Origin of the sequence: Streptomyces adustus, from assembly GCF_009377175.1 — a bacterium.
GTDB lineage: Bacteria > Actinomycetota > Actinomycetes > Streptomycetales > Streptomycetaceae > Streptomyces > Streptomyces adustus.
Genome location: NZ_VJZD01000021.1, coordinates 16073 through 41305 on the forward strand (window position 1 = coordinate 16073; position 25233 = coordinate 41305).

The following is a 25233-nucleotide window of genomic DNA, read 5'->3' on the forward strand; positions in this document are numbered from 1 at the left end:
GAAGGACCTCTGGTGGAAACACTGCTCTACGCCGCCGAACTCGTCCGGGAGGACGGCGCCTACAAGCTCGTGGTGCAGGACGTGGTGCGGGACACCGTCCAGGTCACCCCGGTCCCCGAATCCGCGGTGGCCAGGCTCCCTACCTTCCTGTCGGTGCTGAGTTCCAAGCTCGGATCGGCGCCTGGACGCGGCCGCCGGTAGAACGCTTCCGGCACCCCGGGGCCGGTGCCGGACGGCACCGGCCCCGTACTCCCGCCGCACGTCAGCCCAGCACCGTGCTGGAAGCGGCCCCCTCGGCCACGGGCCGCTGGCGGGACCGGGGAGGCCCGTAGCGTCCCGCGTCGATACCGGGGACCAGGCGGCGCAGCGTCGCGGCTTCCCAGCGCTCGTACGGCACACCGGTCCGCTCGAACGGCGCGACGACGTGCGACGTCCCGGAGCCCGGCGCGTCGAGGAGTACCGCCCCGGTCCGCCGGAACGCGGCCGGCGCGGGGCCGGGCACGGCACCCAGGTGCTCCCCCCATCGGGCCCAGCAGTGCCGGGACTCCCAGGCGGTGGCGACACCGTCCCAGGTCGAGTAGTCGAAACGGATGATCGCGCTCGACGCGCTGGTGGAGCCGTGGCCGACGCCGCCTGCCTTGTCGACGACCACGACGCGCCGACCGGTGCGTGCCGGCTCCAGTGCCACCGAGGCACCGATCACACCGGCCCCCACGACGACCGCGTCCGCGCCGGACGGAGGCGTGTCCCGCATGGCGTTCATCGTGCCGCCGCGATCGAGGGCGTCGGCCTGGCCTTCCCGGGCCGGACGCGAACACGCGGGGCGATTTCCCCCGTCCGAGTGAGGCCCGCCCGACGCGCGGTCCGGTCGCAGGTTACTGACGCTGCGTCACCTCCCGTCGCACACTGGCGTCATGGTCATCAATCCAGGAGACTCCCCGGACGGCTCGACGGCACGCGAGATCGACCGGCTCGCGACCTCGTACTGGGACTTCCTGCTCGCCCGCGAGCCGTTGCTGCGCACGCGCCGCGGGCTGCCGGTCGAGTCGCTGCCGGGAGTGTCCGAGGCGGAGGCCGACGAGCACGCGGGGTTCGCCGCGGGGGTGCTGAGCCGGCTGGCCGCGTTGCCGCCGTCCGAGCTGTCCGGTGCCGCCGCCGACACGGCGGGCTTCCTGCGGGCGCTGGCCGAACAGGAGGCGGAGGCGGGGCGTTTCCACTGGCTCGGCCCCACCGCCACGCCGTACCAGCTCTTCCGTCTCCAGCAGTACGGTGACAGCGTCTTCCGCCCGTTCCGCTTCGAGCACCGGGCCGACGCGGACCGGTATGTCACCCTCGTACGGGACTTGGCCCGGTGTGTCGCGACGATCGGCGACAAGGTCGCCGGGCAGGCGGCGCGGGGTGTCCGCATCCACGCGCCCGCCCTCGCCGGTGTCCACACCACACTCACCCGGCTGCGGGAGTCGGTGGCACGGTACGTCCGGGCGGACGCCGGGCGGCTCGACCGGCTCGACGCGGCGAGCCGGGGGTACCTGCGCGACGCGGTGGAGCGGCTCGTGGCCACCGGACTGGAACCGGCGTTCGACCGCCTTCTCGCCCTCGTCGGCGACCCGCACTACCTCCGGCAGGCGCCGCAGGCCGTCGGCTGGGCCCGCTACCCGGAGGGCGAGGCGGCCTACCGGGCCTTCGTCCGGACGTACACCTCCGGCGACACGCCGCCCGAACGCCTCCACGAACTCGGCCGGGAGCACTGCCGCGAACTCGGCGAGCGGATGCGGGAGCTGCGCGACACGCTCGGCTTCGCGGGCACGGAGGCGGAGTTCAACGAGCGGCTCGCGACCGAACCGCGCCTGTACGCGGCCACCCCGCAGGACGTCGAGGCCCGCTACCGCGGACACCTCGACCGCCTCACTCCGCTGCTGCCGCGCTGGTTCGCGGTCCTGCCCCGCGCCCCCTACGACGTGGCCCGCCTCGACCCGGCGCTGGAGGGGTCGATGACGTTCGGCTACTACGAACCGCCGACCGCCGCGCAACCGGTGGGACGCTACCGCTACAACGCCTCGGACCTGGCACACCGGTCACTGCTCGGTGCGGCCGCGCTGATCTACCACGAGCTGTCGCCCGGGCACCACTTCCACCTCGCCCGCCAGGCCGAGAACACCGCGCTGCCCGACCTGCGACGCGAACTGGTCGCCTTCGGCGGCTTCGAGGAGGGCTGGGCGGAGTACGCGGCAGGGCTCGCCTGGGAGATGGGGCTGTACGACGACCCGTGGGACGCGTACGGACGACTGGCCCATGAACGCTTCACCGCGCAGCGCCTCGTCGTCGACACCGGTCTCAACCTCGGGACGATGACACTGGAGGAGGCGCGCACCTTCATGCGCGCCCACGCGGCAGCCGAGTCCGAGCGGCAGATCACGACCGAGCTGTTGCGCTACGCGACCGATATGCCGGGGCAGGCGCTGACGTACAGGGCAGGCCATGCGGAGTTCACGGCACTGCGGACAGCGTGCGAACGCGACGCCGGCGCCGCGTTCGACGTGCGCGCCTTTCACGAGACCGTGCTGGCCGGCGGCACCCTGCCGTTTCCCGCGCTGCGCCGACGGGTGGAGAGAGAACTGCAAGGCGATTCCAGGAGAGTGCCGCTCTACTCGAAGGAGTGAAGGCCATGAGGAATCCGTAGCCGTCCGCTCGACCTCGGATACTCTCTGTAATCGTCACGTTTTCCGTCGTCATCTCCTCGACAGAAGAGAAGGATGTTCTGCCATGCCGCCTGTAGTACCTCCTTTCCTCATCGGTCTGATCACCGCATCCCTGGTGAAAAGGCTGGGTAAACCCTTGATGCGCGGGCTCGTCAAAACGTCGGTCGGACTGGGAATCGAAGTCAAGCGGGCCGTCCAGGAAGCCGGCGAGGGAATCCAGGACCTCGCGGTCGAGGCGACCGCCGAAGCGCTCGCGGTCAGGACCGCAGAAGGTGCCGAGCACGGCGTCGGCGCCCCGGAGGAAGGCGCGGCGGGCCGGGTCGCGGCGGCCGCCAACTCGACGCCCGCGGCCGCTGCCGCGAACGAGGGACAGTCCGGCGGTGAGGGCAAGCCCGCCGGCAAGAACCGCAGCGGCGGTTCGGTCGCCACCAAGGTGCGCTGAGTCGGCCGACCGACTCACGAGGACGACACCCTGATGGAGACAGGTCAGATGTCTGCGACCGGAACCCCCTTGTATTCCGCGGAACTCATCCAGGAAGGCGGTGCCTACAAACTCGTCGTGACCGATCGTCAGCGCCACACCGTGCAGGCCACCTACGTGTCCAGGAGGGCGGTGGAGCAGCTTCCCGCCTTCCTCTCCAAGCTCGACTCCCTGCACCAGCGCGGGCTGCGCCGGCGATGACGACGACCGAGGCGAAGAAGTGGTTCCGGGTCCACCGGCGGACGGCGGACCCCCGGCTCCGGCTGGTGTGCTTCCCGCACGCAGGCGGCACGGCGCAGCTGTTCCACGGCTGGCCCGCGCTGCTGCCGTCGGACGTCGAGGTGCTCGCCGTCCGCTACCCCGGCCGCCAGGACCGGCTCGCGGAAGCCTGTATCGAGGACATGGCCACCCTGGCCGACACGATCGAGGACGCACTGCGGCCCTGGCTCGACCGGCCGTTGGCACTCTTCGGACACAGCATGGGCGCCTGCGTCGCCTACGAGGTGGCCCTGAGGCTGGAGGCCCGCGGCATCGTCCCCGAACACCTGATGGTCTCCGCACACGAAGCCCCCCATCGGGCCGACCGTGCCGCGCTGCACGACGCCGACGACGAGACCCTGATCTCCCATGTCCGGCAGCTCGGCGACCTGCACTCGGAGGCCTACGACATCCCGGAACTGCGTGACCTGCTGCTGCCCGCACTGCGTTCGGACTACCGGCTGATCGAGGGCTATCACCCCCCGAACCCGGCACCGGTCAAGGCGCCGATCACCGCGTACGCCGGCCAGGACGATCAGAGTTGCGCGCTCGACGCGGTCCTCGCCTGGTCCGGCCTCACCGCCCCGGGCGCCTTCGAACTGAGCCCGTACCCCGGGGACCACTTCTACCTCGTGGCCCGGGAGGCCGAAGTCGTCGCGGACGTGGCGGCACGCCTCGCACGCGGGTGAGGCGCCGGTCGGGCCGGACAAGGGCTGTCCCCAGCTTCGGGCGGAAGGCGGGATTCCGCCCGAACGAATGAACAGCGCCGGGTTCTACAGGCACATCGACCGACGTCCGACTATCGTGATTTTCGGTGGGGGTGAAATTCCTGGAATTCCTGCCCGGCCTTGTCGGCCAGAGGGTACTGGTTCGTGCGACGTCGGCAGTCTTGCTGTGTACATCAAGAAGAGGGTTCACACATGCTCCCTACGATTCCTCCCTTCCTCGTCGGCATGATGGCGGCCCCTCTGGTCAAAAGAGTGGCGAAACCGCTGGCGCGAGGCGTCATCAAGACGTCCGTCGGCCTGACCTTCGAAATCAGGCGTGCGGCCATCGAGGCCGGCGAGGAGATCCAGGCCCTCACCGCCGAAGTGGCCGCCGAGAAACTGGCGAGTTCCGCTCGCGTACGTCGTGGGAGTGTCGACGGTGAGGTGATGGCGCACGGCGCCGCGGTCGGCTGAGGACCGTCGGTCTACGCGAAGGCGGTGCTCCCCGAGCCGGGGCCGCGCCGCCCCTTTGCCGACCGGACCCCGGTACTGGGGCCGATGGTCCCTGTCGTGACCGGCCGGATGGGGCCGGAAGGCCAGGCGGCAGGGACTGCCAGCCCAGGTGCGCCACGGCCTGAGGCTTCTAGCGTTTCCGACCATGGGGAACGATCAGAACGCACGGGGCCAGGCGTCGCCCACCGGGGCGGGCTGGCCGCTGGCGGCCCGCAGACTGCTGACCCGCCGTGAGGTGTCGGCCGACGGCCGTGCCGTGTTCGGCGCGAGCGACCCGAAGTGGGAGACCTTCTACCGGGACCGCTGGGCGCACGACAAGGTCGTGCGCTCCACGCACGGAGTGAACTGCACCGGCTCCTGCTCGTGGATGGTGTACGTCAAGGACGGGATCATCACCTGGGAGCACCAGGCCACCGACTACCCGTCGATCGGCGCCGACTGCCCCGAGTACGAGCCGCGCGGCTGCCCGCGGGGCGCGTCGTTCTCCTGGTACACCTACTCACCCAGCCGGGTCCGTTACCCCTACGTACGGGGCGAGTTGCTGAAGCTGTGGCGCGAGGCCCGCAGGCGGCTCGGCGACCCGGTCGCGGCCTGGGCCGAGATAACCTCCGACCCGGCGAAGGCGCGGGCGTACAAGCGGGCGCGCGGCAAGGGCGGTCTGGTGCGCGCCGACTGGGACGAGGTCACCGAGCTGATCGCCGCCGCCCAGGTGCACACCGTCAAGACCTACGGCCCCGACCGCGTCGCCGGATTCTCGCCCATCCCGGCGATGTCGATGGCGTCCTTCGCGGCCGGGGCGCGGTTCCACTCACTGATCGGCGGCACGCTGCTGTCGTTCTACGACTGGTACGCCGACCTGCCGATCGCCTCCCCGCAGGTCTTCGGCGACCAGACGGACGTACCGGAGGCCGCGGACTGGTGGAACGCGGGCTACCTGATCATGTGGGGCTCGAACATCCCCGTGACCCGCACGCCCGACGCGCACTTCCTGACCGAGACCCGCTACAACGGCACCAAGGTCGTCGCGGTCAGCCCCGACTACGCCGACAACGTCAAGCACGCCGACGAATGGCTCGCCCCGCACCCCGGCACGGACGGCGCGCTGGCGATGGCGATGGGACACGTGATCCTGCGCGAGTTCCTCGTCGACCGCGAAGTCCCCTACTTCCAGGACTATCTGCGCAGGTTCACCGACGCCCCGTTCCTGGTGACGCTGCGCGAGCACGACCGCGGACTCGTCCCCGACGGCTTCCTGACCGCCGCGCATCTCGGACACGACACGGAGAACGCCGAGTCCAAGACGGTTCTCCTGGACGGGACCACGGGCGAACCCGTGGTCCCCAACGGCTCGCTCGGCTTCCGGTGGGGGGAGGCCGGGCGAGGCCGCTGGAACCTCGACCTGGGCGACGTGATACCCGAACTGACCCTGCTCGAAAGCGCCGAGGAGACGGCCGAGGTCACCCTGCCCCGCTTCGACGAGGGCGCCACGGAGGGCGGCTCGGTCCTGGTGCGCGGGGTGCCCGTCCGGCGCGTCGGCGGACGGCTCGTCACCACCGTCTTCGACCTGATGCTGGCGCAGTACGGCGTCGCCCGCCCCGGACTGCCGGGCAGTTGGCCGTCGTCGTACCAGGACGCCTCCCAGCCGTACACCCCGGCCTGGCAGGAGACCGTCACCTCGGTTCCGGCCGAGCAGGCGGCCCGGATCGCCCGGGAGTTCGCCCGCAACGCCGAGCGCACCAACGGCCGGTCCATGATCGCGCTGGGTGCCGGCACCAACCACTGGTTCCACTCCGACACCATCTACCGCGCCTTCTTGGCGCTGCTCACCATGACCGGCTGCCAGGGCGTCAACGGCGGCGGCTGGGCGCACTACGTCGGCCAGGAGAAGGTCCGCCCGGTCACCGGTCAGCAGCACCTGTCGTTCGCCTTCGACTGGCAACGGCCCACCCGGCACATGGCGGGCACCTCGTACTGGTACCTGAACTCCGACCAGTGGCGCTACGAGGCCTTCGGGCCGGACGAGTTGGCCTCCCCGCTGGGGGAAGGGCGGTTCAAGGGCAAGGGCTTCGCGGACACGCTCGCGCAGGCGGTCCGGCTGGGCTGGACGCCCGGCCACCCCGGGTTCGACCGCAACCCGCTCGACCTGACGGACGAGGCGCGGGACCGGGGCAAGCCGGTGGCCGAGCACATCGTGGACGAACTGAAGTCGGGGCGGCTGCGGTTCGCCGTCGAGGACCCCGACGACCCGGCCAACTTCCCCCGCGTGCTCACTGTTTGGCGGGCGAACCTGCTGGGCTCCTCCGGCAAGGGCAACGAGTACTTCCTGCGCCACCTGCTGGGCACGGACGCGGCCGTGCGCTCCGAGGAGACCCCGCCCGAGGGCCGCCCGAAGGACGTGGTGTGGCGGGAGGAGGCACCCGAGGGCAAGCTCGACCTGCTGGTCTGCATGGACTTCCGGATGACCTCCACCGGCCTGCTCGCCGACGTGGTGCTCCCGGCCGCGACCTGGTACGAGAAGGACGACCTGTCCAGCACGGACATGCACCCCTTCGTGCACGCCTTCACCCCGGCCATCGCCCCGCCCTGGCAGGCCCGCACCGACTACGACACCTTCCTCACGATGGCCGACCGGTTCAGCGAACTGGCCGCCGAGCACCTCGGCACCCGCACCGACGTCCTCGCGGTACCGCTGCTGCACGACACCCCCGACGAACTCGCCCAGCCGGGCGGTGTGGTGCGGGACTGGAAGGCCGGTGAGTGCGAACCGGTTCCCGGCCGGACCATGCCGAAGCTGGTCGTCGTCGAACGGGACTACGCCGCCGTCGCGCAGAAGATGCGCGCCGTCGGTCCGCTGCTCGACACCCTGGGCACCACCACCAAGGGCGTCACCGTCCACCCGGACCGGGAGATCGAAGACCTCAGGCACCGCAACGGCACCGTCCGGGACGGTGTCGCCACCGGGCGGCCCTCGCTCGCCACCGCGAGCGACATGTGCGAGGCGATCCTCGCGCTGTCCGGCACCACCAACGGCCGTCTGGCCACCGAGGGCTTCCGGGAGCTGGAGCGGCAGACCGGCAGCGAGGGTCTGGCCGAACTCTCCGCCGAGCGCGAGGCCGAGCGGATCACGTTCGCCGACACCCGTACCCAGCCGCGCTCGGTGATCACGTCGTACGAGTGGTCGGGCTCGGAGACCGGCGGGCGCCGCTACTCGCCGTTCGTCATCAACACCGAGCACAAGAAGCCCTGGCACACCCTCACCGGCCGCCAGCACTTCTTCGTCCAGCACGACTGGATGGCCGAACTGGGCGAGCAACTACCCGTCTACCGGCCCCCGCTGAACACACCCCGGCACTACGGCGACGAGCAACTGGGCGAGAACGGCCGGGCCGAGGTCACGGTCCGCTATCTGACCCCGCACTCGAAGTGGTCCATCCACTCCAACTACCAGGACAACAAGTACATGCTCGACCTGTCCCGCGGCGGACCGACGATCTGGATGTCCACCGCCGACGCCGAGAAGATCGACGTCAAGGACAACGAGTGGATCGAGGCGTACAACCGCAACGGCGTCGTCGCCGCCCGCGCCGTGGTCACCCACCGGATGCCCGAGGGCACCGTGTACATGTACCACGCCCAGGACCGCACCGTGAACGTGCCGAGGACCGAGGTCGGCGGCAGGCGCGGCGGCATCCACAACTCGCTCACCCGGCTGCTGCTCAAGCCCACCCATCTCGCGGGCGGCTACGCGCAGTTCACCTACGCCTTCAACTACTACGGCCCGACCGGCAACCAGCGCGACGAGGTCACCGTCATCCGCCGCCGCTCGCAGGATGTGGAGTACTGAGATGCCCCGTGGCGAAGCCTCTGTCGGACGCGTGATGGCTCAAGTGGCGATGGTGATGAACCTCGACAAGTGCATCGGCTGCCACACCTGCTCGGTCACCTGCAAGCAGACGTGGACCAACCGCACCGGAGTCGAGTACGCCTGGTTCAACAACGTCGAGACCAAGCCCGGCGTCGGCTACCCGCGCCGCTACGAGGACCAGGAACACTGGAAGGGCGGCTGGATGCTCGACCGGCGCGGCCGGCTCGTGCTGCGCTCCGGCGGCAGGGCCAAGCGGCTGCTGTCGATCTTCTCCAACCCCGATCTGCCCGCCATCGAGGACTACTACGAGCCGGTCACCTACGACTACGACAACCTCGTCAACGCCCCCGCCCAGCGGGACATCCCGGTCGCCCGCCCCCGCTCGGTCCTCACCGGCAGGCCGACCGCGATCACCTGGGGCGCCAACTGGGAGGACGGTCTCGGCGGCGCGCCCGAGAACGCGGGCGCCGACCCCAACCTGAGCGGCGAGTGGGCCCGGAAGGTGAAGTTCGAGTTCGAGCAGACCTTCCTCTTCCATCTGCCCCGGCTGTGCGAGCACTGCCTCAACCCGGCCTGCGTGTCCGCCTGTCCGTCCGGCGCCCTGTACAAGCGGGTCGAGGACGGCATCGTCCTCGTCGACCAGGACCGCTGCCGGGGCTGGCGGATGTGCGTGACCGCGTGCCCGTACAAGAAGGTGTACGTCAACCACGCCACCGGCAAGGCCGAGAAGTGCACCTTCTGCTTCCCCCGCATCGAGGCCGGGCAGCCCACCGTCTGCTCCGAGACCTGCGTCGGGCGGCTGCGCTACCTCGGGCTGCTGCTGTACGACGCCGACCGTGTCGGCGAGGCCGCCGCCACACCGGACGAGCAGGACCTCCTCGACGCCCAGCGCGGCGTCTTCCTCGACCCGCACGACCCCGAGGTGATCGCGGCCGCACGGCGGTCCGGGATCCCGGAGGACTGGCTGGCGGCGGCCCGCCGCTCCCCGGTGTACGACCTGGTCGCGCGCTTCAAGGTGGCGCTGCCGCTGCACCCGGAGTACCGCACGATGCCGATGGTCTGGTACGTGCCGCCGCTCTCGCCGGTCCTGGACGCCGTGACCGGTGCGGGCGGAGATCAGGACGACCCCGACCACGTCTTCGCCGCCGTCACCCGGCTGCGCATCCCGCTGGAGTACCTGGCGGAACTGTTCACCGCCGGGGACACCGACGTCGTCGCGGGCGTGCTGATGAAACTCACCGCGCTCCGCTCCCACATGCGGGCCCGCACCCTCGGCGAGGCCGGTGACGAGGCGGTGCTGGACGCCGTCGGGCTGACCGCACGCGAGGCGGAGGACCTGCACCGGCTGCTCGCCGTCGCCAAGTACGCCGACCGGTACGTCGTCCCCGCCGCCCACAAGGAGGACGCCGCCGCGCTCACCGCGATGGAGAACCGCTGTCCGGTCGAGACCTCCGAGGACGCCGGGCCCCGCAAGGTCATGCTCGGCCTCCCCACCCCGCGCCGCGACACCACCGCCGGAGGACGTCCGTGAGCCCGCTGCCCTCAACGATTCCCGCACTCGTCCGCACCCGTGTCCGGGCGGCCGTACGCCGTCCCGCCCGGCTCACGGCCGAGGAGACGGCGGGCCGCGCACTGGTCCTGCGGCTCGTGTCGCTGCTCCTGCAATACCCCGACGCCGAACTGAGCGCGGCCCGGCCGGAGTTGGCGACCGCGGTGAAGGACCTCCCGGCCACCCCCGCGGCGGGGCACCTGGCCCGGTTCATCGACTCGTTCACCGCACAGGACCCCGACGCGCTGGAGCGGCACTACGTCGAGATGTTCGACCTGCGCCGCAGGAGCAGCCTCCACCTCACCTACTACCTGCACGGCGACACCCGCCGCCGCGGTATGGCGCTGCTCACCCTCAACCAGCGCTACCGGGCCGCCGGCTGGGACATCGACGGCGGCGAACTGCCCGACCATCTCCCGGTCGTGCTGGAGTTCGCCGCCCTGGCGGGCCCGGGCAGCGGAGAGGCGCCGCTGCGCCAGCACCGGCGCGGCCTTGAGCTGATCCACCGGGCACTGACCGACGCCGACTCGCCGTACCGGCACGTCCTGGCCGCACTGCTCAGCCTGCTGCCGCCGGCCACCGAGGCGGACCGCGCGGCAGTGGCCAGGCTTGCCGCCGAGGGGCCGCCGAACGAGGAGGTCGGCCTCGACCCCTACGGGACCTACGGCGCCGGGGAGTTCGCCCCTCCGGGCACGTTCGTGCCGCCGACGGCCGCCCCGCTGACCCGCGTCCCGCCCCGCACCCCCATGGAGGGCAGCCGATGAACGCCGCAGCACTCGCCCGACCGGTCGCCACGCCGGTGAGCGGCACCGACCTGCTGGTGTGGGTCGCCTTTCCCTACATCTGCCTCGCCGTGTTCGTGGTCGGGCACGTCTGGCGCTACCGGCAGGACCAGTTCGGCTGGACCACCCACACCAGCCAACTGCTGGAGCACCGCTGGCTGCGCTGGGGCAGTCCGCTGTTCCACCTCGGCGCGTTCATGGTGATCGCCGGGCATGTCGTGGGCCTGGCCGTGCCCGCCTCGTGGACCGAAGCGGCCGGCATCTCCGAGCACGCCTACCACACCACCGCCGTCTGGGCCGGTTCGGTGGCGGGCGTCGCCATGGTCGCCGGGCTGGGCATGCTGTGCGCCCGCAGACTGCTGACCCGCCGGATTCGGCTCACTACCGACCGCAGCGACAAAGTCCTCTTTCCGCTGCTGTCCGCCACCGTCCTGCTGGGCATCACCGCCACCGGCGCCCACAACGTGTTCGGACCCGGCTACGACTACCGGGAGACCGTCTCCGTCTGGTTCCGCGGTCTGTTCGCTCTCCAGCCGCAACCGGAGGCCATCGCCGGGGCGCCGCTGCTGTTCCGCCTGCACGCACTGACGGCCTGTCTGCTCTTCGCCGTCTGGCCCTTCACCCGGCTGGTGCACGTGTGGAGCGCCCCGGTCGGATACCTCGCCCGGCCCTATCTGGTCTACCGCAGGCGGGCCACACCGGCAGCGGCCCCGCAGCTCGGGGGCCACCCCCGGTCGGCCTCCGGCTCCCGCTGAGCCGCATGAGTCACGGACCCGCCCTGGCGCCGGACATTACGACCGGCCGACACCCGCGCCAGGCCGGCGCGAGCCGCCGGACCGGCTGGGTGATGCTCCTGGCCGGAGTCGTGGGCTGACTGGCCTCCTTTTTCCCGACATGCTGCTCGGACCGGGTGCCTTCGCCGCCGTGGCCGCCCTCGGCGTCGCGGTCCTCACCGGTGCGCGGCTGCACCGCCGGCTGTGGCTCGCGCTGGACGCGGGGGCCCTGGCGGGGGTGGTGTTCGTCCACTGGCTGATCGGGCAGTCGCGCTACGAACTCGACAAGATCTGCCCCTACTGCGCGGTCGTGTGGACGGTGACCATCGCGCTGTTCTGGTTCGTGACCCTGCACTGCCTGGAACAGGGCATCGTGCCGGTGCCCCGGGCGTGTTGCACGCCGCCCGCGACACCCACTGGATGCTGCTCGGCGCCTGGTACGGGGTGATCGCCCTGCTCGTCCTCACCCGCTTCTGGGAGTACTGGAGCAGCCTGCTGTGACCGGGGCGTCGCACGCACCTGCTCGCCGGGGCCGGCCGGCCCCGGCGTGAGGACCGTCAGCCCGGAGGCCGGGACCCATGGCCCATGCCGCCCGGGTGTCCACGAGCGGACAGTGGCCGCAGGGCCTCCGGTCCGCGAGCAACAGGACCGCGGTCCGCCGGACCCCGGCCGCAGAACCACCGTGAGCAAGAGGAAAGGGACGGACGACATGGTCCAGTCTTCGACGACGCAGAGCAGCGGGACGGTCCCCGGCACGCCGACGCCCGGCCGGGCCTGGCGGATGCTGGCCCTGGCCACCCTCGGGTTCGCCGTCAACTTCTGGGCCTGGGCGCTGCTCAGCCCGCTCGGCCCCCGCTTCAAGGACAGCCTGGAACTGACCTCCTTCCAGCAGTCGCTGCTGGTGGCCGTGCCGGTCGTCGTCGGCTCCCTGGGCCGCATACCGGTCGGAGCGCTGACCGACCGGTTCGGCGGACGCGTGATGTTCCCGATCGTCTCGGCGGCCACCATCGTGCCCGTGCTCTACCTGGGCACTGCCGGACACTCCTCGCTCACCGGACTGCTCGTCGGCGGGTTCTTCCTCGGCGTCGGCGGTACCTCCTTCGCCGTCGGCGTGCCCTTCGTGAGCGCCTGGTTCCCGCCCGAGCGGCGGGGCCTGGCCATCGGCGTCTTCGGCATGGGCATGGGCGGCACCGCGATCAGCGCCCTCACCACGGTGAAGCTGGTCGACGCCCACGGCATGGCGAACCCCTTCCTGATCACCGCGGGCGTCCTGGCCGCGTACGCCGTCCTGGCCGCGCTGGTCCTGCGCGACGCCCCCGGACGCTCCGTGCCGGCCGAACCGCTGGCCCGACGCCTGGCCGAAACGCTGCGCCTCGGCGTCACCTGGCAGGCGTCCGCCCTGTACGCGGTGGCCTTCGGCGGCTACGTCGCCTTCTCCGTCTACCTGCCGACCTACCTCAAGACCGGCTACGGACTGCCCCAGGCCGACGCGGCCGACCGGATGGCCGGGTTCGTACTGCTCGCGGTGGCCATGCGGCCGGTGGGCGGCTGGCTGTCCGACCGCATCGGGCCGGTGCGCGTGCTGGCCGGTGCACTGGGTGCGGTGCTGGCCGGGGCGCTCGCGCAGTCGTTCACACCGGCCCTGGCGCCGGTGGGCACGATCGCGTTCCTGGCCATGGCCGCCGCGCTGGGCGCGGGCAGCGGCGCGGTGTTCGCGCTGGTGGCCCTGCTGGCCCCGGCGAACAGGGTCGGCTCGGTCACCGGCGTCGTCGGCGCCGCGGGCGGCCTGGGCGGCTTCGTGCCGCCGCTGCTGATGGGCTCGCTGTACGGCACCTACGGCTCGTACGCGATCGGCCTGGTCCTGCTGGGCGTGGTCGCGGCGGCGGCACTGGCCTTCACCGAGACGGGGGTGCGGCACGCCCTGACCCGGCGCACGTCCGGTGTCCGCTGAACCGGCGCCTGGAACTCATGCCGTCGCTCCTGCTGTCGCCGCAGATCCTGGCGTCGCGCCCCAACTCCCGTTCGCGTCGGCGGAATTCAGCGCAGTCACCGGGACGTCGCTGTTACGGTCACCAGCAGGACGAGCGGATCTCGGGGGGCTATCGGTGGGATGGACCGGAACCGTTGCTCCCCCCGGACAGCGGCGGCGACGGTGCCCACGTCCGAGACTGGTCGGAAGTACTGAGAGGCCTCGTCATGACCTTTGTGAGCCTGCGGGCCCGGTTCGCTGGATGCGCCCTGGTGGCGTCGATGTTCCTCCTCGCTGCGTGCACGTTTGCGGGTGGCCACGGCAAGGCCACCGACTCGCCGCGTCCTGTGTCCGGCACCTCTCACGCGTCCGCTGGTTCATCAGAGGCAAAGCTGACCGAGCGGGCTGAAGCGGCCCTTGCCGCGGTCGGCAGCGGAACGCTGGTGGAGGCGGGATCGGAACGTGTGACCGATGGCATCCACGCCGAACCCACGCTGACCGAGGGGAAGTCCTACAGGCTGAACCTGATATGCGTCGGCACCGGAAGCGCACGAGTGAAGTTCACGCCGACCGTCGGCGCTGCGAGGACCACGGTGACGTGTGACGAGTCGGTGGTGCAGCAGCGCATCACCGCACCCAAGTCGATTCGCATCGACGCCGATGGGGCCAAGGGCGCCACCGGCGTGATCGCCTGGCGGATCGACGCCCTCTGATCGCGGCAGGGACGGGAACGGGTCTGGTCGACGACGTGGCCGGCCTCGACTGCTCCCGTGAGGGGAAACCGACGGTCCTGATCGCCTGCCGGCCGGTATGGGGCAGCGGTCGTAAGGGACCCGTCAAAGCCGGGAGCGTCGCCGTAAGGGAGCCGTCAACGGCGGTCGAATCCGGTCGGGGAGGCGGTTTGCTCTAAGCGTCCGAGCTCAACCGCACCTCACTCCAGGAGTCCACGATGGCCGATCTGGCCTTCGTCGTCACCGTGCTCGCCGCGTTCGCGCTGGTGGCCCTCGTCGCCAGGGGGGTGACGAAGCTGTGACCGCCGAGAACGTCGTGGGCCTGATCGTGGCCGTCGCCCTGCTGGGCTATCTCGTCCTCGCCCTGATCTTCCCGGAGAGGTTCTGAGCAGGCATGGGTTCCGTACTTGCAGGCGTCCTCCAGTTCCTCGCCCTCATCGGCGCGCTGGCGCTCGTCTACGTGCCCTTCGGCAATTACATGGCCAGGGTCTACTCCGCCAAGAAGCACCTGCGGGTGGAGAAGTGGATCTACAAGGGCATCGGTGCCGACCCGGACACCGAGATGACCTGGCCCGCCTACCTTCGCGGGGTCCTCGCCTTCTCCGCGGTCGGTGTGCTCTTCCTGTACCTGCTCCAGCGGCTCCAGGGTGTCCTGCCCGGCTCGCTGGGCTTCTCGTCGGTCAACCCGGCACAGTCGTTCAACACGGCCGTGTCGTTCGTGACCAACACCAACTGGCAGTCGTACTACGGCGAACAGACCATGGGTCACGTCGTGCAGACCGCCGGTCTGGCCGTGCAGAACTTCGTCTCCGCGGCTGTCGGCATCGCCGTCGCCGTGGCCCTCGTCCGAGGGTTCGCCCGCTCCCGCACCGGTGAACTCGGGAACTTCTGGGCCGACCTGGTGCGCGGCACCCTGCGCATCCTGGTGCCGCTCGCCGTCGTCTCCGCGGTGATCCTGGTCGCCTGCGGGGCGATCCAGAACTTCTCCGGCATCCACGAGGTCGGCCAGTTCATGGGCGGCTCGCAGCAGTGGAACGGCGGCGCGGTCGCCTCGCAGGAGGCCATCAAGGAGCTGGGCACCAACGGCGGCGGCTACTTCAACGCCAACAGCGCCCACCCCTTCGAGAACCCGACCCCGTTCACCAACCTGTTCGAGATCTTCCTGATCCTGGTGATCCCCTTCGCGCTCACCCGCACCTTCGGCGTGATGGTCGGCTCGGTGAAGCAGGGTTACGCGATCCTGGCCACGATGGCCGCCATCTGGATCGGTTTCACCGCGCTGATGATGGCGACCGAGTTCGCCCACCACGGCCCGGCGTTCCAGGCCGCGGGTGCGGCGATGGAGGGCAAGGAGACCCGCTTCGGCGTCGGCGCCTCGTCGATCTTCGCGGTGGCGACGACACTGACCTCGACGGGCGCGGTGGACTCCTTCCACTCCTCGTTCACCGGCCTCGGCGGCGGTATCACCATGCTGAGCATGCAGTTGGGCGAGATCGCGCCCGGCGGCACCGGCTCCGGCCTCTACGGCATGCTGATCATGGCGGTCATCGCGGTGTTCATCGCCGGTCTGATGGTCGGCCGCACGCCCGAGTACCTGGGCAAGAAGATCGGCGGCCGCGAGATGAAGCTCGCCGCCTGCTACATCCTGATCACCCCGGCGCTGGTGCTGGTCTTCACGGCGGCCTCGATGGCGCTGCCGACCCCGCCGCACTCGATGCTCAACTCCGGTGCGCACGGCTTCTCCGAGGTCCTCTACGCCTTCACCTCGGCGGCCAACAACAACGGCTCGGCGTTCGCCGGCCTGAACGCGAACACCGACTGGTACAACACCATGACCGGACTCGCGATGCTGCTCGGCCGCTTCCTGCCGATGGTGTTCGTGCTGGCGCTGGCCGGCTCGCTCGCCGGGCAGAAGCCCGTCCCGGTGACCGCGGGCACCCTGCGCACCGAGAAGCCGCTGTTCACCGGCCTGCTGGTGGGCGCGGTCCTGATCATCACCGGTCTGACCTACTTCCCCGCCCTCGCTCTGGGCCCGCTGGCCGAGGGGCTGGCGTCATGACCACCCGAACGGAAGACCACGAGGACGCGATGTCCACTCCCACCCTTGCGCCCCACCAGGACGCACCGACCGGGTACAAGCCCGCCGAGGGCCGTGTCGGAGCGGGCCTCTTCGACCCCAAGGCACTGGTCAAGTCTCTGCCGGAGGCGTTCCGCAAGCTCGACCCGCGGGTGATGGTCAAGTCGCCCGTCATGTTCGTGGTGTGGATCGGCTCGGTCCTGACGACCGTGTTCTCGTTCCAGCACCCGGGGGACTGGTTCGGCTGGACGATCAGTGCCTGGCTGTGGCTGACCGTCGTCTTCGCCAACCTCGCCGAGGCCGTCGCCGAGGGCCGCGGCAAGGCGCAGGCCGACACCCTGCGCAAGGCCAAGACCGACACCGTCGCCCGCCGGCTGCTGAAGGACGGATTCGAGGAACAGGTCCCCGGCACCGTGCTGACCATCGGTGACCTGGTGGTCTGCGAGGCGGGCGACATCATCCCGGGCGACGGTGACGTCGTCGAGGGCGTCGCCTCGGTGGACGAGTCGGCGATCACCGGCGAGTCGGCTCCGGTCATCCGGGAGTCCGGCGGCGACCGCAGCGCCGTCACGGGCGGCACCAAGGTGCTGTCCGACCGGATCGTCGTCAGGATCACGACGAAGCCCGGCGAGACCTTCATCGACCGGATGATCGCACTCGTCGAGGGCGCGGCGCGGCAGAAGACCCCGAACGAGATCGCGCTGAACATCCTGCTGGCCTCGCTGACGATCGTCTTCCTGCTGGCGTGCGCCACGCTGCCGCCGCTCGCGGACTACGCGGGCACGCACCTCACGATGGTCGTCCTGGTCGCCCTGCTGGTCTGTCTGATCCCGACCACGATCGGCGCCCTGCTCTCCGCGATCGGCATCGCGGGCATGGACCGCCTGGTCCAGCGCAACGTGCTAGCCATGTCCGGCCGTGCGGTCGAAGCCGCCGGCGACGTCTCCACCCTGCTGCTCGACAAGACCGGCACCATCACCCTCGGCAACCGCCAGGCCGCCGAGTTCGTCCCGGTCGGCGGCACCGCCGAGGCCGAGCTCGCCGACGCCGCCCAGCTCTCCTCGCTGGCCGACGAGACCCCCGAGGGCCGCTCCGTCGTCGTACTGGCCAAGGAGCGGTACGGGCTGCGCGAGCGGCAGCAGGGCGAACTGGCGGGCGCCGAGTGGATCGAGTTCACCGCCCAGACCCGCATGTCGGGTGTCGACGTGGACGGCCGTAGGATCCGCAAGGGCGCCACGGCCTCGGTCCTCGCCTGGGTGGAGGAGCGGGGCGGCACGGTCGCCATGGACGCGGACACCGTCGCCGGCCGGATCTCCGAGGCGGGCGGCACCCCGCTGCTGGTCGCGGTCGACGACGAACAGGGTGCCCGCGTCCTGGGCGTCATCCACCTCAAGGACGTCGTCAAGGAGGGCATGCGCGAGCGGTTCGACGAGCTGCGCCGCATGGGCATCAAGACCGTCATGATCACGGGCGACAACCCGCTGACCGCGAAGGCGATCGCCGAAGAGGCGGGCGTCGACGACTTCCTCGCCGAGGCCACCCCCGAGGACAAGATGGCCCTCATCAAGCGGGAGCAGGCGGGCGGCAAGCTCGTCGCGATGACCGGCGACGGCACCAACGACGCCCCGGCCCTGGCCCAGGCGGACGTCGGCGTGGCGATGAACACCGGTACGTCGGCCGCCAAGGAGGCCGGCAACATGGTCGACCTCGACTCCGACCCGACCAAGCTGATCGAGATCGTCGAGATCGGCAAGCAACTGCTGATCACCCGGGGCGCGTTGACCACGTTCTCCATCGCCAACGACGTCGCGAAGTACTTCGCGATCATCCCGGCGCTGTTCGCGGCGGTCTACCCGGGCCTGGACAAGCTGAACATCATGGCGCTGTCCTCGCCCGACTCCGCGATCCTGTCGGCCGTCGTCTTCAACGCGCTGATCATCATCGCGCTGGTCCCGCTCTCCCTCAAGGGCGTGCGCTACCGGCCGGTGAGCGCCGACAAGCTGCTCCGGCGCAACCTGGGGATCTACGGCCTCGGCGGTCTGATCGCCCCCTTCATCGGCATCAAACTCATCGACCTGCTCATCTCCCTCATCCCCGGGCTGTAATTTTTCGAAGGCGTGCTGATCTCCATGAACAACTCCGTAACGAACACGGCCCGGTTGCTGGGGGCGGGCCTGCGTGCCCTCCTCGTGCTGACCCTGGTGACCGGCGTCATCTACCCACTGGTGGTCACCGGCATCGCGCAGGGGCTGTTCGGCAACCAGGCGAACGGCTCGGAGATCAAGGCGGACGGCAGGGTCGTCGGCTCCTCCCTCATCGGGCAGTCGTACAACCTGCCGCCGAAGAAGGGCCAGGAGACCCCCGACCCGGACCTGAAGTGGTTCCAGGGCCGGCCCGCGAACGGACTCGGCAGCAACAGCGTCAACACGCAGTACAAGCTGCTGCTGTCCGGCGCCACCAACCTCGCCGCCGACAACAAGGTCCTCGTCCAGCAGGTCGAGGACGCCAAGGCCGCCGTCGTCAAGGACAACTCGGTGCCCGGCTACACGGTCAGGCCCTCGGACGTCCCCGCCGACGCCGTCACCTCCTCCGGCTCCGGCCTGGACCCGGCCATCTCCCCGCAGTACGCCGAACTCCAGGTGCACCGGATCGCCGCGAAGAACGGCCTGTCCGTCGCGCAGGTCGAGAAGCTGGTCGAGGACCACACACAGGGCCGCACCCTCGGCTTCATGGGCGAGCCCCGCGTGAACGTCCTCGAACTCAACATCGCGCTCAAGGACCTCGCGGCGAAGCAGTGACGGCGTCATGCGACCCGCACGGGAGTCGGCGGCCGGGAGACATCCCGTACCGCCGGCTCCCGGCGCCATGACGTCGGCCGCCCGGCTTTCCGGCGCCCACGCCCGACGCACGACAGGAGAGGCACACACCCATGACCCGGGTGCTCGTGGTGGAGGACGACCCGCAGCTCGTACGGGCCCTCGTCATCAACTTGCAGGCACGTCACTACGGCGTGGACGCCGCCCCCGACGGGGCCACCGCCCTCCGGCTCGCCGCGACCCGCCGGCCCGACGTGGTCCTGCTGGACCTCGGACTGCCCGACCTGGACGGTGTCGACGTCATCAAGGGCGTACGGGGCTGGAGCCGCGTACCGATCCTGGTCCTCTCCGCCCGGCAGGCGACCGACGAGAAGGTCGGCGCCCTCGACGCGGGCGCCGACGACTACATCACCAAACCCTTCAGCATGGACGAACTCCTGGCCCGGCTGCGGGCCGCCGTCCGCCGCACCGGGGACACACCCCTGGTCCCCGAGACGACGCTGGTCGAGACGGAGCACTTCACCCTCGATCTGCTGGCCAAGAAGGCCGTACGGGACGGTCGGGACGTACGGCTGACCCCGACGGAGTGGCACCTGATGGAGATCCTTGTGACCAACCGCGGCCGGCTGATCACACAGAAGCAGCTGCTCCGGGAGGTCTGGGGCGCCTCGCAGAGCAACAAGACCAACTACCTGCGGGTCTACATGGCGCAGCTGCGCAGGAAGCTGGAGACGGACCCCGCGCACCCCCGCTGTCTGATCACCGAACCCGGCATGGGCTATCGCTTCGAAGGATGACATGGCACGCGGAAAGCTCCGGATCCACCTCGGCGCGGCACCCGGCGTCGGCAAGACGTACGCGATGCTGTCGGAGGCGCACCGCCGTATCGAGCGGGGCACCGACTGCGTCGTCGCGTTCGTCGAACACCATTCCCGGCCCCGGACCGAGGTGATGCTGCGCGGCCTGGAACAGATCCCGCGCAAGGAACTCGACCACCGCGGCGGCGTCTTCACCGAGATGGACGTGGACGCCGTCCTGCGACGCGCCCCCGCCGTCGCCCTGGTCGACGAACTCGCCCACACCAACGTCCCCGGCTCCCGCAACGCCAAGCGCTGGCAGGACGTGGAGGAACTGCTCTCCGCCGGCATCGACGTCGTCTCCACCGTCAACATCCAGCACCTGGAGTCGCTCGGTGACGTCGTGGAGGTCATCACCGGAGTCCGCCAGCGCGAGACCGTGCCCGACGAGGTGGTACGCCGTGCGGACCAGATCGAGCTGGTCGACATGTCACCGGAGGCCCTGCGCCGCCGTATGGCGCACGGCAACATCTACACGCCGGACAAGGTCGACGCGGCCCTGTCCAACTACTTCCGGCCCGGCAACCTCACCGCCCTGCGCGAGCTGGCGCTGCTCTGGGTGGCCGACCGGGTCGACGCATACCTGACCGAGTACCGCAGCGAACACCAGGTCTCGGCCATCTGGGCGTCACGCGAGCGCATCGTGGTCGGTCTGACCGGCGGCCCCGAGGGGCGCACCCTGATACGGCGTGCCACTCGGCTGGCCGAGAAGGGAGCGGGCGGCGAGGTCCTCGCCGTCCACATCTCGCGCAGCGACGGCCTCTCGGGCGCCTCCCCGGAGGAACTGGCCGTCCAGCGCACCCTCGTCGAGGACCTGGGCGGCACCTTCCACCATGTGGTCGGCGACGACGTACCGGCCGCGCTGCTCGACTTCGCCCGGGGCGTGAACGCCACCCAGATCGTGCTCGGCGCCTCCCGACGGCGGGCCTGGCAGTACGTGTTCGGTCCGGGCGTCGGTGCCACGGCCGCCCGGGAGTCCGGTCCCGACCTCGACGTCCATCTCATCACGCACGACGAGGTGGGCAAGGGCCGAGGACTGCCGGTGGCGCGGGGAGCACGCCTCGGCCGGTCGCGGGTCATCTGGGGATGGTTCGTCGGCGTGCTCGGTCCGGCCCTGCTGACCTGGTTGCTCACCGGCGCCGCGCCCGAGGTCGGTCTCGCCAACGACATGCTGCTGTACCTGACCCTGACGGTCGCCGCGGCCCTGCTGGGCGGGCTGCTTCCGGCGCTGGCCTCCGCGGTGGTGGGCTCGTTGCTGCTCAACTGGTACTTCACGCCGCCCGTCCACACGCTGACGATCGCCGACCCGAGGAACATCGTGGCCATCGCGATCTTCGTCGGGGTCGCGGTGTCCGTGGCCTCGGTGGTGAGCCTCGCGGACCGGCGCACCCACCAGGCCGCCCGGCTGCGCGCCGAGTCCGAGATCCTCTCGTTCCTCGCGGGAAACGTCCTGCGCGGTGAGACCACACTGGAGGCCCTGCTGGAACGCGTCCGCGAGACCTTCGGAATGGATTCGGTGGCCCTGCTGGAGCGGACCGCCGAGGCGGATCCCTGGACCTGCGCCGGAAGCGTGGGGCCCGAGCCCGCGGAGAGTCCCGACGACGCGGACGTCGACGTACCGTTGGGCGAGCACATGGCTCTTACGCTGCGTGGCCGCGTCCTGCCGGCCGCCGACCGCCGGGTGCTGGCGGCCTTCGCCGCCCAGGCCGCCGTCGCACTGGACCGCCAGCGCTTGCGGCACGAGGCCGACCGGGCCAAGGAACTGGCCGAGGGCAACCGCACGAGGACCGCGCTGCTCGCCGCCGTCAGCCATGACCTGCGCACCCCGCTCGCCGGCATCAAGGCCGCCGTGACCTCGCTGCGCGCGGACGACGTCGAGTGGTCCGAACAGGACCGGGCCGAGCTGCTGGAAGCGATCGAGGCGGGCGCCGACCGGCTCGACAACCTGGTCGGCAATCTGCTGGACATGTCCCGCCTGCACACCGGCACCGTGACCCCCGTCATCCGCGAGACCGGCCTCGACGAGGTCGTGCCCATGGCGCTCGGCGGGGTACCCGAGGACAGCGTGGAACTGGACATACCCGAGACGCTGCCCATGGTGTACGTCGACCGGGGGCTGCTGGAGCGAGCCGTCGCCAACGTCGTCGAGAACGCGGTCAAGCACAGCACGCAGGGGGAGCGGGTCCTGGTCGCCGCGAGCGCACTCGCCGACCGCGTGGAACTGCGGGTGGTGGACCGTGGCCCCGGGGTGCCCGACGACGACAAGCACCGCATCTTCGAACCGTTCCAGCGCCACGGCGACTCGCCCCGCGGGGTGGGGGTCGGGCTCGGCCTCGCCGTCGCCCGCGGCTTCGCGGAGGCGGTCGGCGGCAGCCTGCACGCCGAGGACACTCCCGGTGGCGGCCTCACCATGGTGCTGACCGTGCCGACCACGCCGGAACGCGGCCGGTCGCAACAGCGGGACCAGCCGGCCGCCGTCACCTCCTGACGGCCTCAGGCGTCGGGCGGCGCGGTCTCGAACTCCCGCTCCAGATGACCGGTGTCCAGGCGTCGCCGCAGGGCGTTCCGGCGGTGTGCGGCCGTCAGCGCCGCCCGCAGCGGGGAAGGCGGGACGGCGAGAACAGGGCAGGCGGCGTGGGCGAGGCAGTAGCGGCCGACCGACGGCCACAGCGCGCGGCGCAGCCGGCCCCGTCCACCGGCGCCGACGACGAGCACGTCGCCGTCCCGGTCGGCGATCCGTATCAGCGCGGGCCCGGGGGCGCCCCGCACGACGAGCGCCTGCCCGGGCAGTCCGGTGCCGACGCCGCCGAACACGTCACGCAGCGCTGCCACGAGCCGTTCGCGCGCAAGCCGTTCCCACTCCGGGACCATGGCAGTCGTGGCCGGGACCCGATGGGCGGCGAGATCACCCACCGGCGGCTCCCAGGCGAGCACCGGCCACAGCTCCGCACCTCGCAGCCGGGCCTCGTCGGCGGCCCGGTCCAGGACGGCGAGACACCCCGGCGAGCCGCTCACCCCCACGACGACACGCGCTACGACACGGGCGGACGCGGGCCCGGGGGACACGGACATGGCTTTCACCTTCTGCATGCGCCGAGCGAGGACTCCCGGTCAGCGGTCTTGTGCACGATCGCCTCCATATCACCGCCCCTCAAGGGCTCGCGACAGTCCGGCCGTCCGTTCTTGGCGAGCCTCTGACGGCCCTGACCGCGCCCTCCCACCAGTGCTGTCAGCGTCTCGTCAAAGACGCCGGGATCGTCGTCAGCGTCCCGTCAGGACCGGGCCGGGGGCCGGGGGGCGCGGGCATAACGTCGACAGCGAACCCCGGCCGGCCTCCCCGCGGCCGGGGATCCACAGATCCCATCCCCACGCTCCCTGCCCTCGGGAGGCACCCCATGAACCAACTCCTCCACGGTGAGGACCCCGAGCCCGCCGATCGGTTCCCGGCCGGACCTCTGTACGTACCGGTCCGGCCGGGACCCTCCGGATGCGCGGCCCGGCTCTTCCGCACCCCGCTCGGCGACCGTACGGCCGTCGGCTTCACCTCCGAGCACCGGCTGACCGCCACCCTCGGCCCCGACCAGGCGTGGATCAGGCTCGCCGAGTCCGCGTTGCGCGCGCTGACCGCGCCGCTCGGCGTCACCGGCGTCACGGTCGACCCGCAGTTCACCGCCCCGGCGCCCGCGCGGGTCACATCGCCCGCCCCGGTCGCACCGGTGCTTCCCGTCCCACCGGCCGGGCCGGTCACGCACGAGATGCCCGCGCTGCGGACCGCCTGAGAGGGGCAGCCACCATGAGCACGGTCCACGAACCCACCACCACGGCCGGCGTCACCACCGCGGTCGGCCTGTCGGTGTGGCCCGCCTCCACCCGTGAACGCCCGCACGGCGACCTCGCCGTGGGCGGTGTACCGCTCGCCGAACTCGCCGACCGCTTCGGCACACCCGTCTACGTCCTGGACGAGGCCGAGGTCCGCGACCGCTGCCGCACCTACCGCGACGCCTTCCCCGACGCCGAAGTCCTCTACGCGGCCAAGGCGTTCCTGTGCCGCGCGATGGCCCACTGGATGGACGAGGAGGGCCTCGGCCTCGACGTCTGCTCCGCCGGCGAACTCGAACTCGCCGTCACCACCGGCTTCCCGCCCGAGCGGATCGTGCTGCACGGCAACGCCAAGTCCCCGCGCGACCTGGAGGCCGCCCTGCGCCTCGGCGTCGGCCGCATCGTCATCGACAGCCCCTCCGAGATCGCCCGGCTGGCCGCCGCCGTCGGCCCGGACGGCCACCAGAAGGTGATGGTCCGGGTGGTGCCCGGCATCAGCGCGGGCGGCCACGAGAAGATCCGCACCGGCACCGTCGACCAGAAGTTCGGCCTGTCCATCGCCGACGGCTACGCGGCGCACGCCATCGCCCGCATACTCGACCAGCCCCAGCTCGAACTCACCGGTCTGCACTGCCACCTGGGCTCGCAGATCACCGGGGTCAAGCCGTACCTGGGCGCCGTACGCCGCATGGTCGGCCTGATGAGCCGGCTGCACGAGCAGCACGGCCTGATCCTGCCCGAACTCGACCTCGGCGGCGGCCACGGCATCGCCTACCGCCCCGGCGAACCGGCCCTGGACCTCACCGCGCTGGCCCGCAAGGTACGCGCCGAACTCACCGAAGCCTGCGCCACGGCCGGACTGCCCGTCCCCCGTCTGATCATCGAACCGGGACGGGCCATCGCCGGACCGGCGGGCATCGCCGTCTACCGCGTCCTGTCCGTCAAGCACACCGGCGAGCACGTGTTCGTGGCCGTCGACGGCGGCATGAGCGACAACCCGCGCCCCGCCCTGTACGGCGTCCGCTACGCTCCCCGGCTGATCGGCCGGCACAGTACCGCCGCCCCGGCCCGGGTGACCGTGGTGGGCCGGCACTGCGAAGCCGGCGACGTCCTCGCCGCCGACGCGGAACTCCCCGCCGACGTACGCCCCGGCGACCTGCTCGCCGTCCCCGTGGCCGGTGCCTACCACCTGTCCATGGCCTCCGGCTACAACCTGATCGGCCGCCCGCCCGTCGTCGCCGTCCGCGACGGACAGGCTCGACTGCTGGTCCGGCGGGAGTCCCTGGAGGACATCCGCCGCCGTGACGTGGGCCTGTGACCCGCCAGGACCACTGATC

The 25233-nt window shown here is 71.2% G+C and carries 23 protein-coding genes; 21 read left to right on the top strand and 2 right to left on the bottom strand.

What is annotated here, in order from left to right; all coding sequences use genetic code 11:
• Positions 1–12: 12 nt before the first annotated feature.
• Positions 13–201: a hypothetical protein gene (locus tag FNH09_RS07725; RefSeq protein ID WP_338017507.1), complete on the top strand. Its 189-nt coding sequence runs from the start codon at positions 13–15 to the stop codon at positions 199–201.
• A 61-nt stretch (positions 202–262) separates the two neighbouring features.
• On the opposite strand, the gene FNH09_RS07730 is transcribed toward FNH09_RS07725, so the two are convergent.
• Positions 263–754 carry an NAD(P)/FAD-dependent oxidoreductase gene (locus tag FNH09_RS07730; protein ID WP_162468238.1) on the bottom strand — a complete coding sequence of 164 codons (492 nt, stop codon included), beginning with the start codon at positions 752–754 and terminating at the stop codon, positions 263–265.
• 160 nt (positions 755–914) lie between these two features.
• On the opposite strand from FNH09_RS07730, the gene FNH09_RS07735 reads away from it, so the two are divergent.
• The 18 genes from FNH09_RS07735 to FNH09_RS07820 all read left to right on the top strand — a co-directional run bounded on the left by FNH09_RS07735 (position 915) and on the right by FNH09_RS07820 (position 22565).
• Positions 915–2660 (top strand): DUF885 domain-containing protein, encoded by a 1746-nt coding sequence (locus FNH09_RS07735; protein ID WP_152886007.1) that lies wholly within the window; start codon positions 915–917, stop codon positions 2658–2660.
• A gap of 103 nt (positions 2661–2763) precedes the next feature.
• Positions 2764–3141: a DUF5132 domain-containing protein gene (locus FNH09_RS07740; protein WP_152886008.1), complete on the top strand. Its 378-nt coding sequence runs from the start codon at positions 2764–2766 to the stop codon at positions 3139–3141.
• A gap of 48 nt (positions 3142–3189) precedes the next feature.
• The gene (locus FNH09_RS07745) at positions 3190–3381 is read left to right on the top strand and encodes a hypothetical protein (RefSeq protein ID WP_238426525.1); all 192 of its coding nucleotides are present in this window, start codon (positions 3190–3192) and stop codon (positions 3379–3381) included.
• Positions 3378–4127: a thioesterase II family protein gene (locus FNH09_RS07750; protein WP_152886010.1), complete on the top strand. Its 750-nt coding sequence runs from the start codon at positions 3378–3380 to the stop codon at positions 4125–4127. Before FNH09_RS07745 ends, FNH09_RS07750 begins: the two co-directional genes overlap by 4 nt.
• Positions 4128–4358: 231 nt before the next feature.
• Entirely contained in the window at positions 4359–4619 is a 261-nt protein-coding gene (locus FNH09_RS07755; protein ID WP_152886011.1) for a DUF5132 domain-containing protein, read from the top strand.
• A gap of 184 nt (positions 4620–4803) precedes the next feature.
• The gene (locus FNH09_RS07760) at positions 4804–8502 is read left to right on the top strand and encodes a nitrate reductase subunit alpha (protein WP_152886012.1); all 3699 of its coding nucleotides are present in this window, start codon (positions 4804–4806) and stop codon (positions 8500–8502) included.
• Position 8503: 1 nt separating this feature from the next.
• The gene (gene narH / locus FNH09_RS07765) at positions 8504–10054 is read left to right on the top strand and encodes a nitrate reductase subunit beta (protein ID WP_152886013.1); all 1551 of its coding nucleotides are present in this window, start codon (positions 8504–8506) and stop codon (positions 10052–10054) included.
• Complete coding sequence (gene narJ, locus FNH09_RS07770) at positions 10051–10836, top strand: nitrate reductase molybdenum cofactor assembly chaperone (protein WP_162468239.1); 786 nt, start codon at positions 10051–10053, stop codon at positions 10834–10836. Before narH ends, narJ begins: the two co-directional genes overlap by 4 nt.
• Complete coding sequence (narI, locus tag FNH09_RS07775; RefSeq protein WP_152886014.1) at positions 10833–11609, top strand: respiratory nitrate reductase subunit gamma; 777 nt, start codon at positions 10833–10835, stop codon at positions 11607–11609. The genes narJ and narI overlap by 4 nt, the downstream gene beginning before the upstream one ends.
• Before the next feature lie 139 nt (positions 11610–11748).
• Positions 11749–12075 carry a vitamin K epoxide reductase family protein gene (locus FNH09_RS07780; RefSeq protein ID WP_238426526.1) on the top strand — a complete coding sequence of 109 codons (327 nt, stop codon included), beginning with the start codon at positions 11749–11751 and terminating at the stop codon, positions 12073–12075.
• A gap of 261 nt (positions 12076–12336) precedes the next feature.
• A complete protein-coding gene (locus FNH09_RS07785) occupies positions 12337–13578 on the top strand; it encodes an MFS transporter (RefSeq protein ID WP_152886015.1) in 1242 nt (413 codons plus the stop codon).
• A 245-nt stretch (positions 13579–13823) separates the two neighbouring features.
• The gene (locus tag FNH09_RS48275) at positions 13824–14309 is read left to right on the top strand and encodes a hypothetical protein (RefSeq protein WP_238426527.1); all 486 of its coding nucleotides are present in this window, start codon (positions 13824–13826) and stop codon (positions 14307–14309) included.
• Positions 14310–14625: 316 nt separating this feature from the next.
• Positions 14626–14715: a K(+)-transporting ATPase subunit F gene (gene kdpF / locus FNH09_RS07795; protein ID WP_018566520.1), complete on the top strand. Its 90-nt coding sequence runs from the start codon at positions 14626–14628 to the stop codon at positions 14713–14715.
• A 6-nt stretch (positions 14716–14721) separates the two neighbouring features.
• A complete protein-coding gene (gene kdpA, locus FNH09_RS07800) occupies positions 14722–16386 on the top strand; it encodes a potassium-transporting ATPase subunit KdpA (RefSeq protein WP_152886016.1) in 1665 nt (554 codons plus the stop codon).
• Complete coding sequence (gene kdpB / locus FNH09_RS07805; RefSeq protein WP_202919615.1) at positions 16383–18509, top strand: potassium-transporting ATPase subunit KdpB; 2127 nt, start codon at positions 16383–16385, stop codon at positions 18507–18509. The genes kdpA and kdpB overlap by 4 nt, the downstream gene beginning before the upstream one ends.
• A gap of 24 nt (positions 18510–18533) precedes the next feature.
• The gene (locus tag FNH09_RS07810; protein WP_152886017.1) at positions 18534–19202 is read left to right on the top strand and encodes a potassium-transporting ATPase subunit C; all 669 of its coding nucleotides are present in this window, start codon (positions 18534–18536) and stop codon (positions 19200–19202) included.
• 131 nt (positions 19203–19333) lie between these two features.
• On the top strand, positions 19334–20017 hold the full coding sequence (locus FNH09_RS07815; RefSeq protein WP_152886018.1) for a response regulator: 684 nt from the start codon (positions 19334–19336) through the stop codon (positions 20015–20017).
• Between the two features lies 1 nt (position 20018).
• Positions 20019–22565 carry a sensor histidine kinase gene (locus FNH09_RS07820; protein ID WP_152886019.1) on the top strand — a complete coding sequence of 849 codons (2547 nt, stop codon included), beginning with the start codon at positions 20019–20021 and terminating at the stop codon, positions 22563–22565.
• Positions 22566–22570: 5 nt separating this feature from the next.
• Here FNH09_RS07820 and FNH09_RS07825 read toward each other — a convergent pair whose 3' ends face one another.
• Positions 22571–23149: a universal stress protein gene (locus FNH09_RS07825; protein ID WP_152886020.1), complete on the bottom strand. Its 579-nt coding sequence runs from the start codon at positions 23147–23149 to the stop codon at positions 22571–22573.
• 323 nt (positions 23150–23472) lie between these two features.
• Between FNH09_RS07825 and FNH09_RS07830 the strand changes: the two genes are divergently transcribed.
• A complete protein-coding gene (locus FNH09_RS07830) occupies positions 23473–23856 on the top strand; it encodes an SAV_915 family protein (protein ID WP_152886021.1) in 384 nt (127 codons plus the stop codon).
• A gap of 14 nt (positions 23857–23870) precedes the next feature.
• Positions 23871–25214 (top strand): diaminopimelate decarboxylase, encoded by a 1344-nt coding sequence (gene lysA, locus FNH09_RS07835; RefSeq protein WP_152886022.1) that lies wholly within the window; start codon positions 23871–23873, stop codon positions 25212–25214.
• Positions 25215–25233: the final 19 nt, after the last annotated feature.

Bases quoted from the DNA above. Each gene is read 5' to 3' on its own strand.
- kdpA (WP_152886016.1), top strand. From the start codon at position 14,722: ATGGGTTCCGTACTTGCAGGCGTCCTCCAGTTCCTCGCCCTCATCGGC.
- FNH09_RS07745 (WP_238426525.1), top strand. From the start codon at position 3,190: ATGTCTGCGACCGGAACCCCCTTGTATTCCGCGGAACTCATCCAGGAA.
- FNH09_RS07810 (WP_152886017.1), top strand. From the start codon at position 18,534: ATGAACAACTCCGTAACGAACACGGCCCGGTTGCTGGGGGCGGGCCTG.
- FNH09_RS48275 (WP_238426527.1), top strand. From the start codon at position 13,824: ATGACCTTTGTGAGCCTGCGGGCCCGGTTCGCTGGATGCGCCCTGGTG.
- FNH09_RS07735 (WP_152886007.1), top strand. From the start codon at position 915: ATGGTCATCAATCCAGGAGACTCCCCGGACGGCTCGACGGCACGCGAG.
- FNH09_RS07830 (WP_152886021.1), top strand. From the start codon at position 23,473: ATGAACCAACTCCTCCACGGTGAGGACCCCGAGCCCGCCGATCGGTTC.
- FNH09_RS07780 (WP_238426526.1), top strand. From the start codon at position 11,749: ATGCTGCTCGGACCGGGTGCCTTCGCCGCCGTGGCCGCCCTCGGCGTC.
- FNH09_RS07785 (WP_152886015.1), top strand. From the start codon at position 12,337: ATGGTCCAGTCTTCGACGACGCAGAGCAGCGGGACGGTCCCCGGCACG.
- FNH09_RS07730 (WP_162468238.1), bottom strand. From the start codon at position 754: ATGCGGGACACGCCTCCGTCCGGCGCGGACGCGGTCGTCGTGGGGGCC.
- FNH09_RS07740 (WP_152886008.1), top strand. From the start codon at position 2,764: ATGCCGCCTGTAGTACCTCCTTTCCTCATCGGTCTGATCACCGCATCC.
- FNH09_RS07760 (WP_152886012.1), top strand. From the start codon at position 4,804: ATGGGGAACGATCAGAACGCACGGGGCCAGGCGTCGCCCACCGGGGCG.
- narH (WP_152886013.1), top strand. From the start codon at position 8,504: ATGCCCCGTGGCGAAGCCTCTGTCGGACGCGTGATGGCTCAAGTGGCG.
- FNH09_RS07750 (WP_152886010.1), top strand. From the start codon at position 3,378: ATGACGACGACCGAGGCGAAGAAGTGGTTCCGGGTCCACCGGCGGACG.
- lysA (WP_152886022.1), top strand. From the start codon at position 23,871: ATGAGCACGGTCCACGAACCCACCACCACGGCCGGCGTCACCACCGCG.
- narI (WP_152886014.1), top strand. From the start codon at position 10,833: ATGAACGCCGCAGCACTCGCCCGACCGGTCGCCACGCCGGTGAGCGGC.
- FNH09_RS07815 (WP_152886018.1), top strand. From the start codon at position 19,334: ATGACCCGGGTGCTCGTGGTGGAGGACGACCCGCAGCTCGTACGGGCC.
- FNH09_RS07820 (WP_152886019.1), top strand. From the start codon at position 20,019: ATGGCACGCGGAAAGCTCCGGATCCACCTCGGCGCGGCACCCGGCGTC.
- FNH09_RS07825 (WP_152886020.1), bottom strand. From the start codon at position 23,149: ATGTCCGTGTCCCCCGGGCCCGCGTCCGCCCGTGTCGTAGCGCGTGTC.
- kdpB (WP_202919615.1), top strand. From the start codon at position 16,383: ATGACCACCCGAACGGAAGACCACGAGGACGCGATGTCCACTCCCACC.
- FNH09_RS07755 (WP_152886011.1), top strand. From the start codon at position 4,359: ATGCTCCCTACGATTCCTCCCTTCCTCGTCGGCATGATGGCGGCCCCT.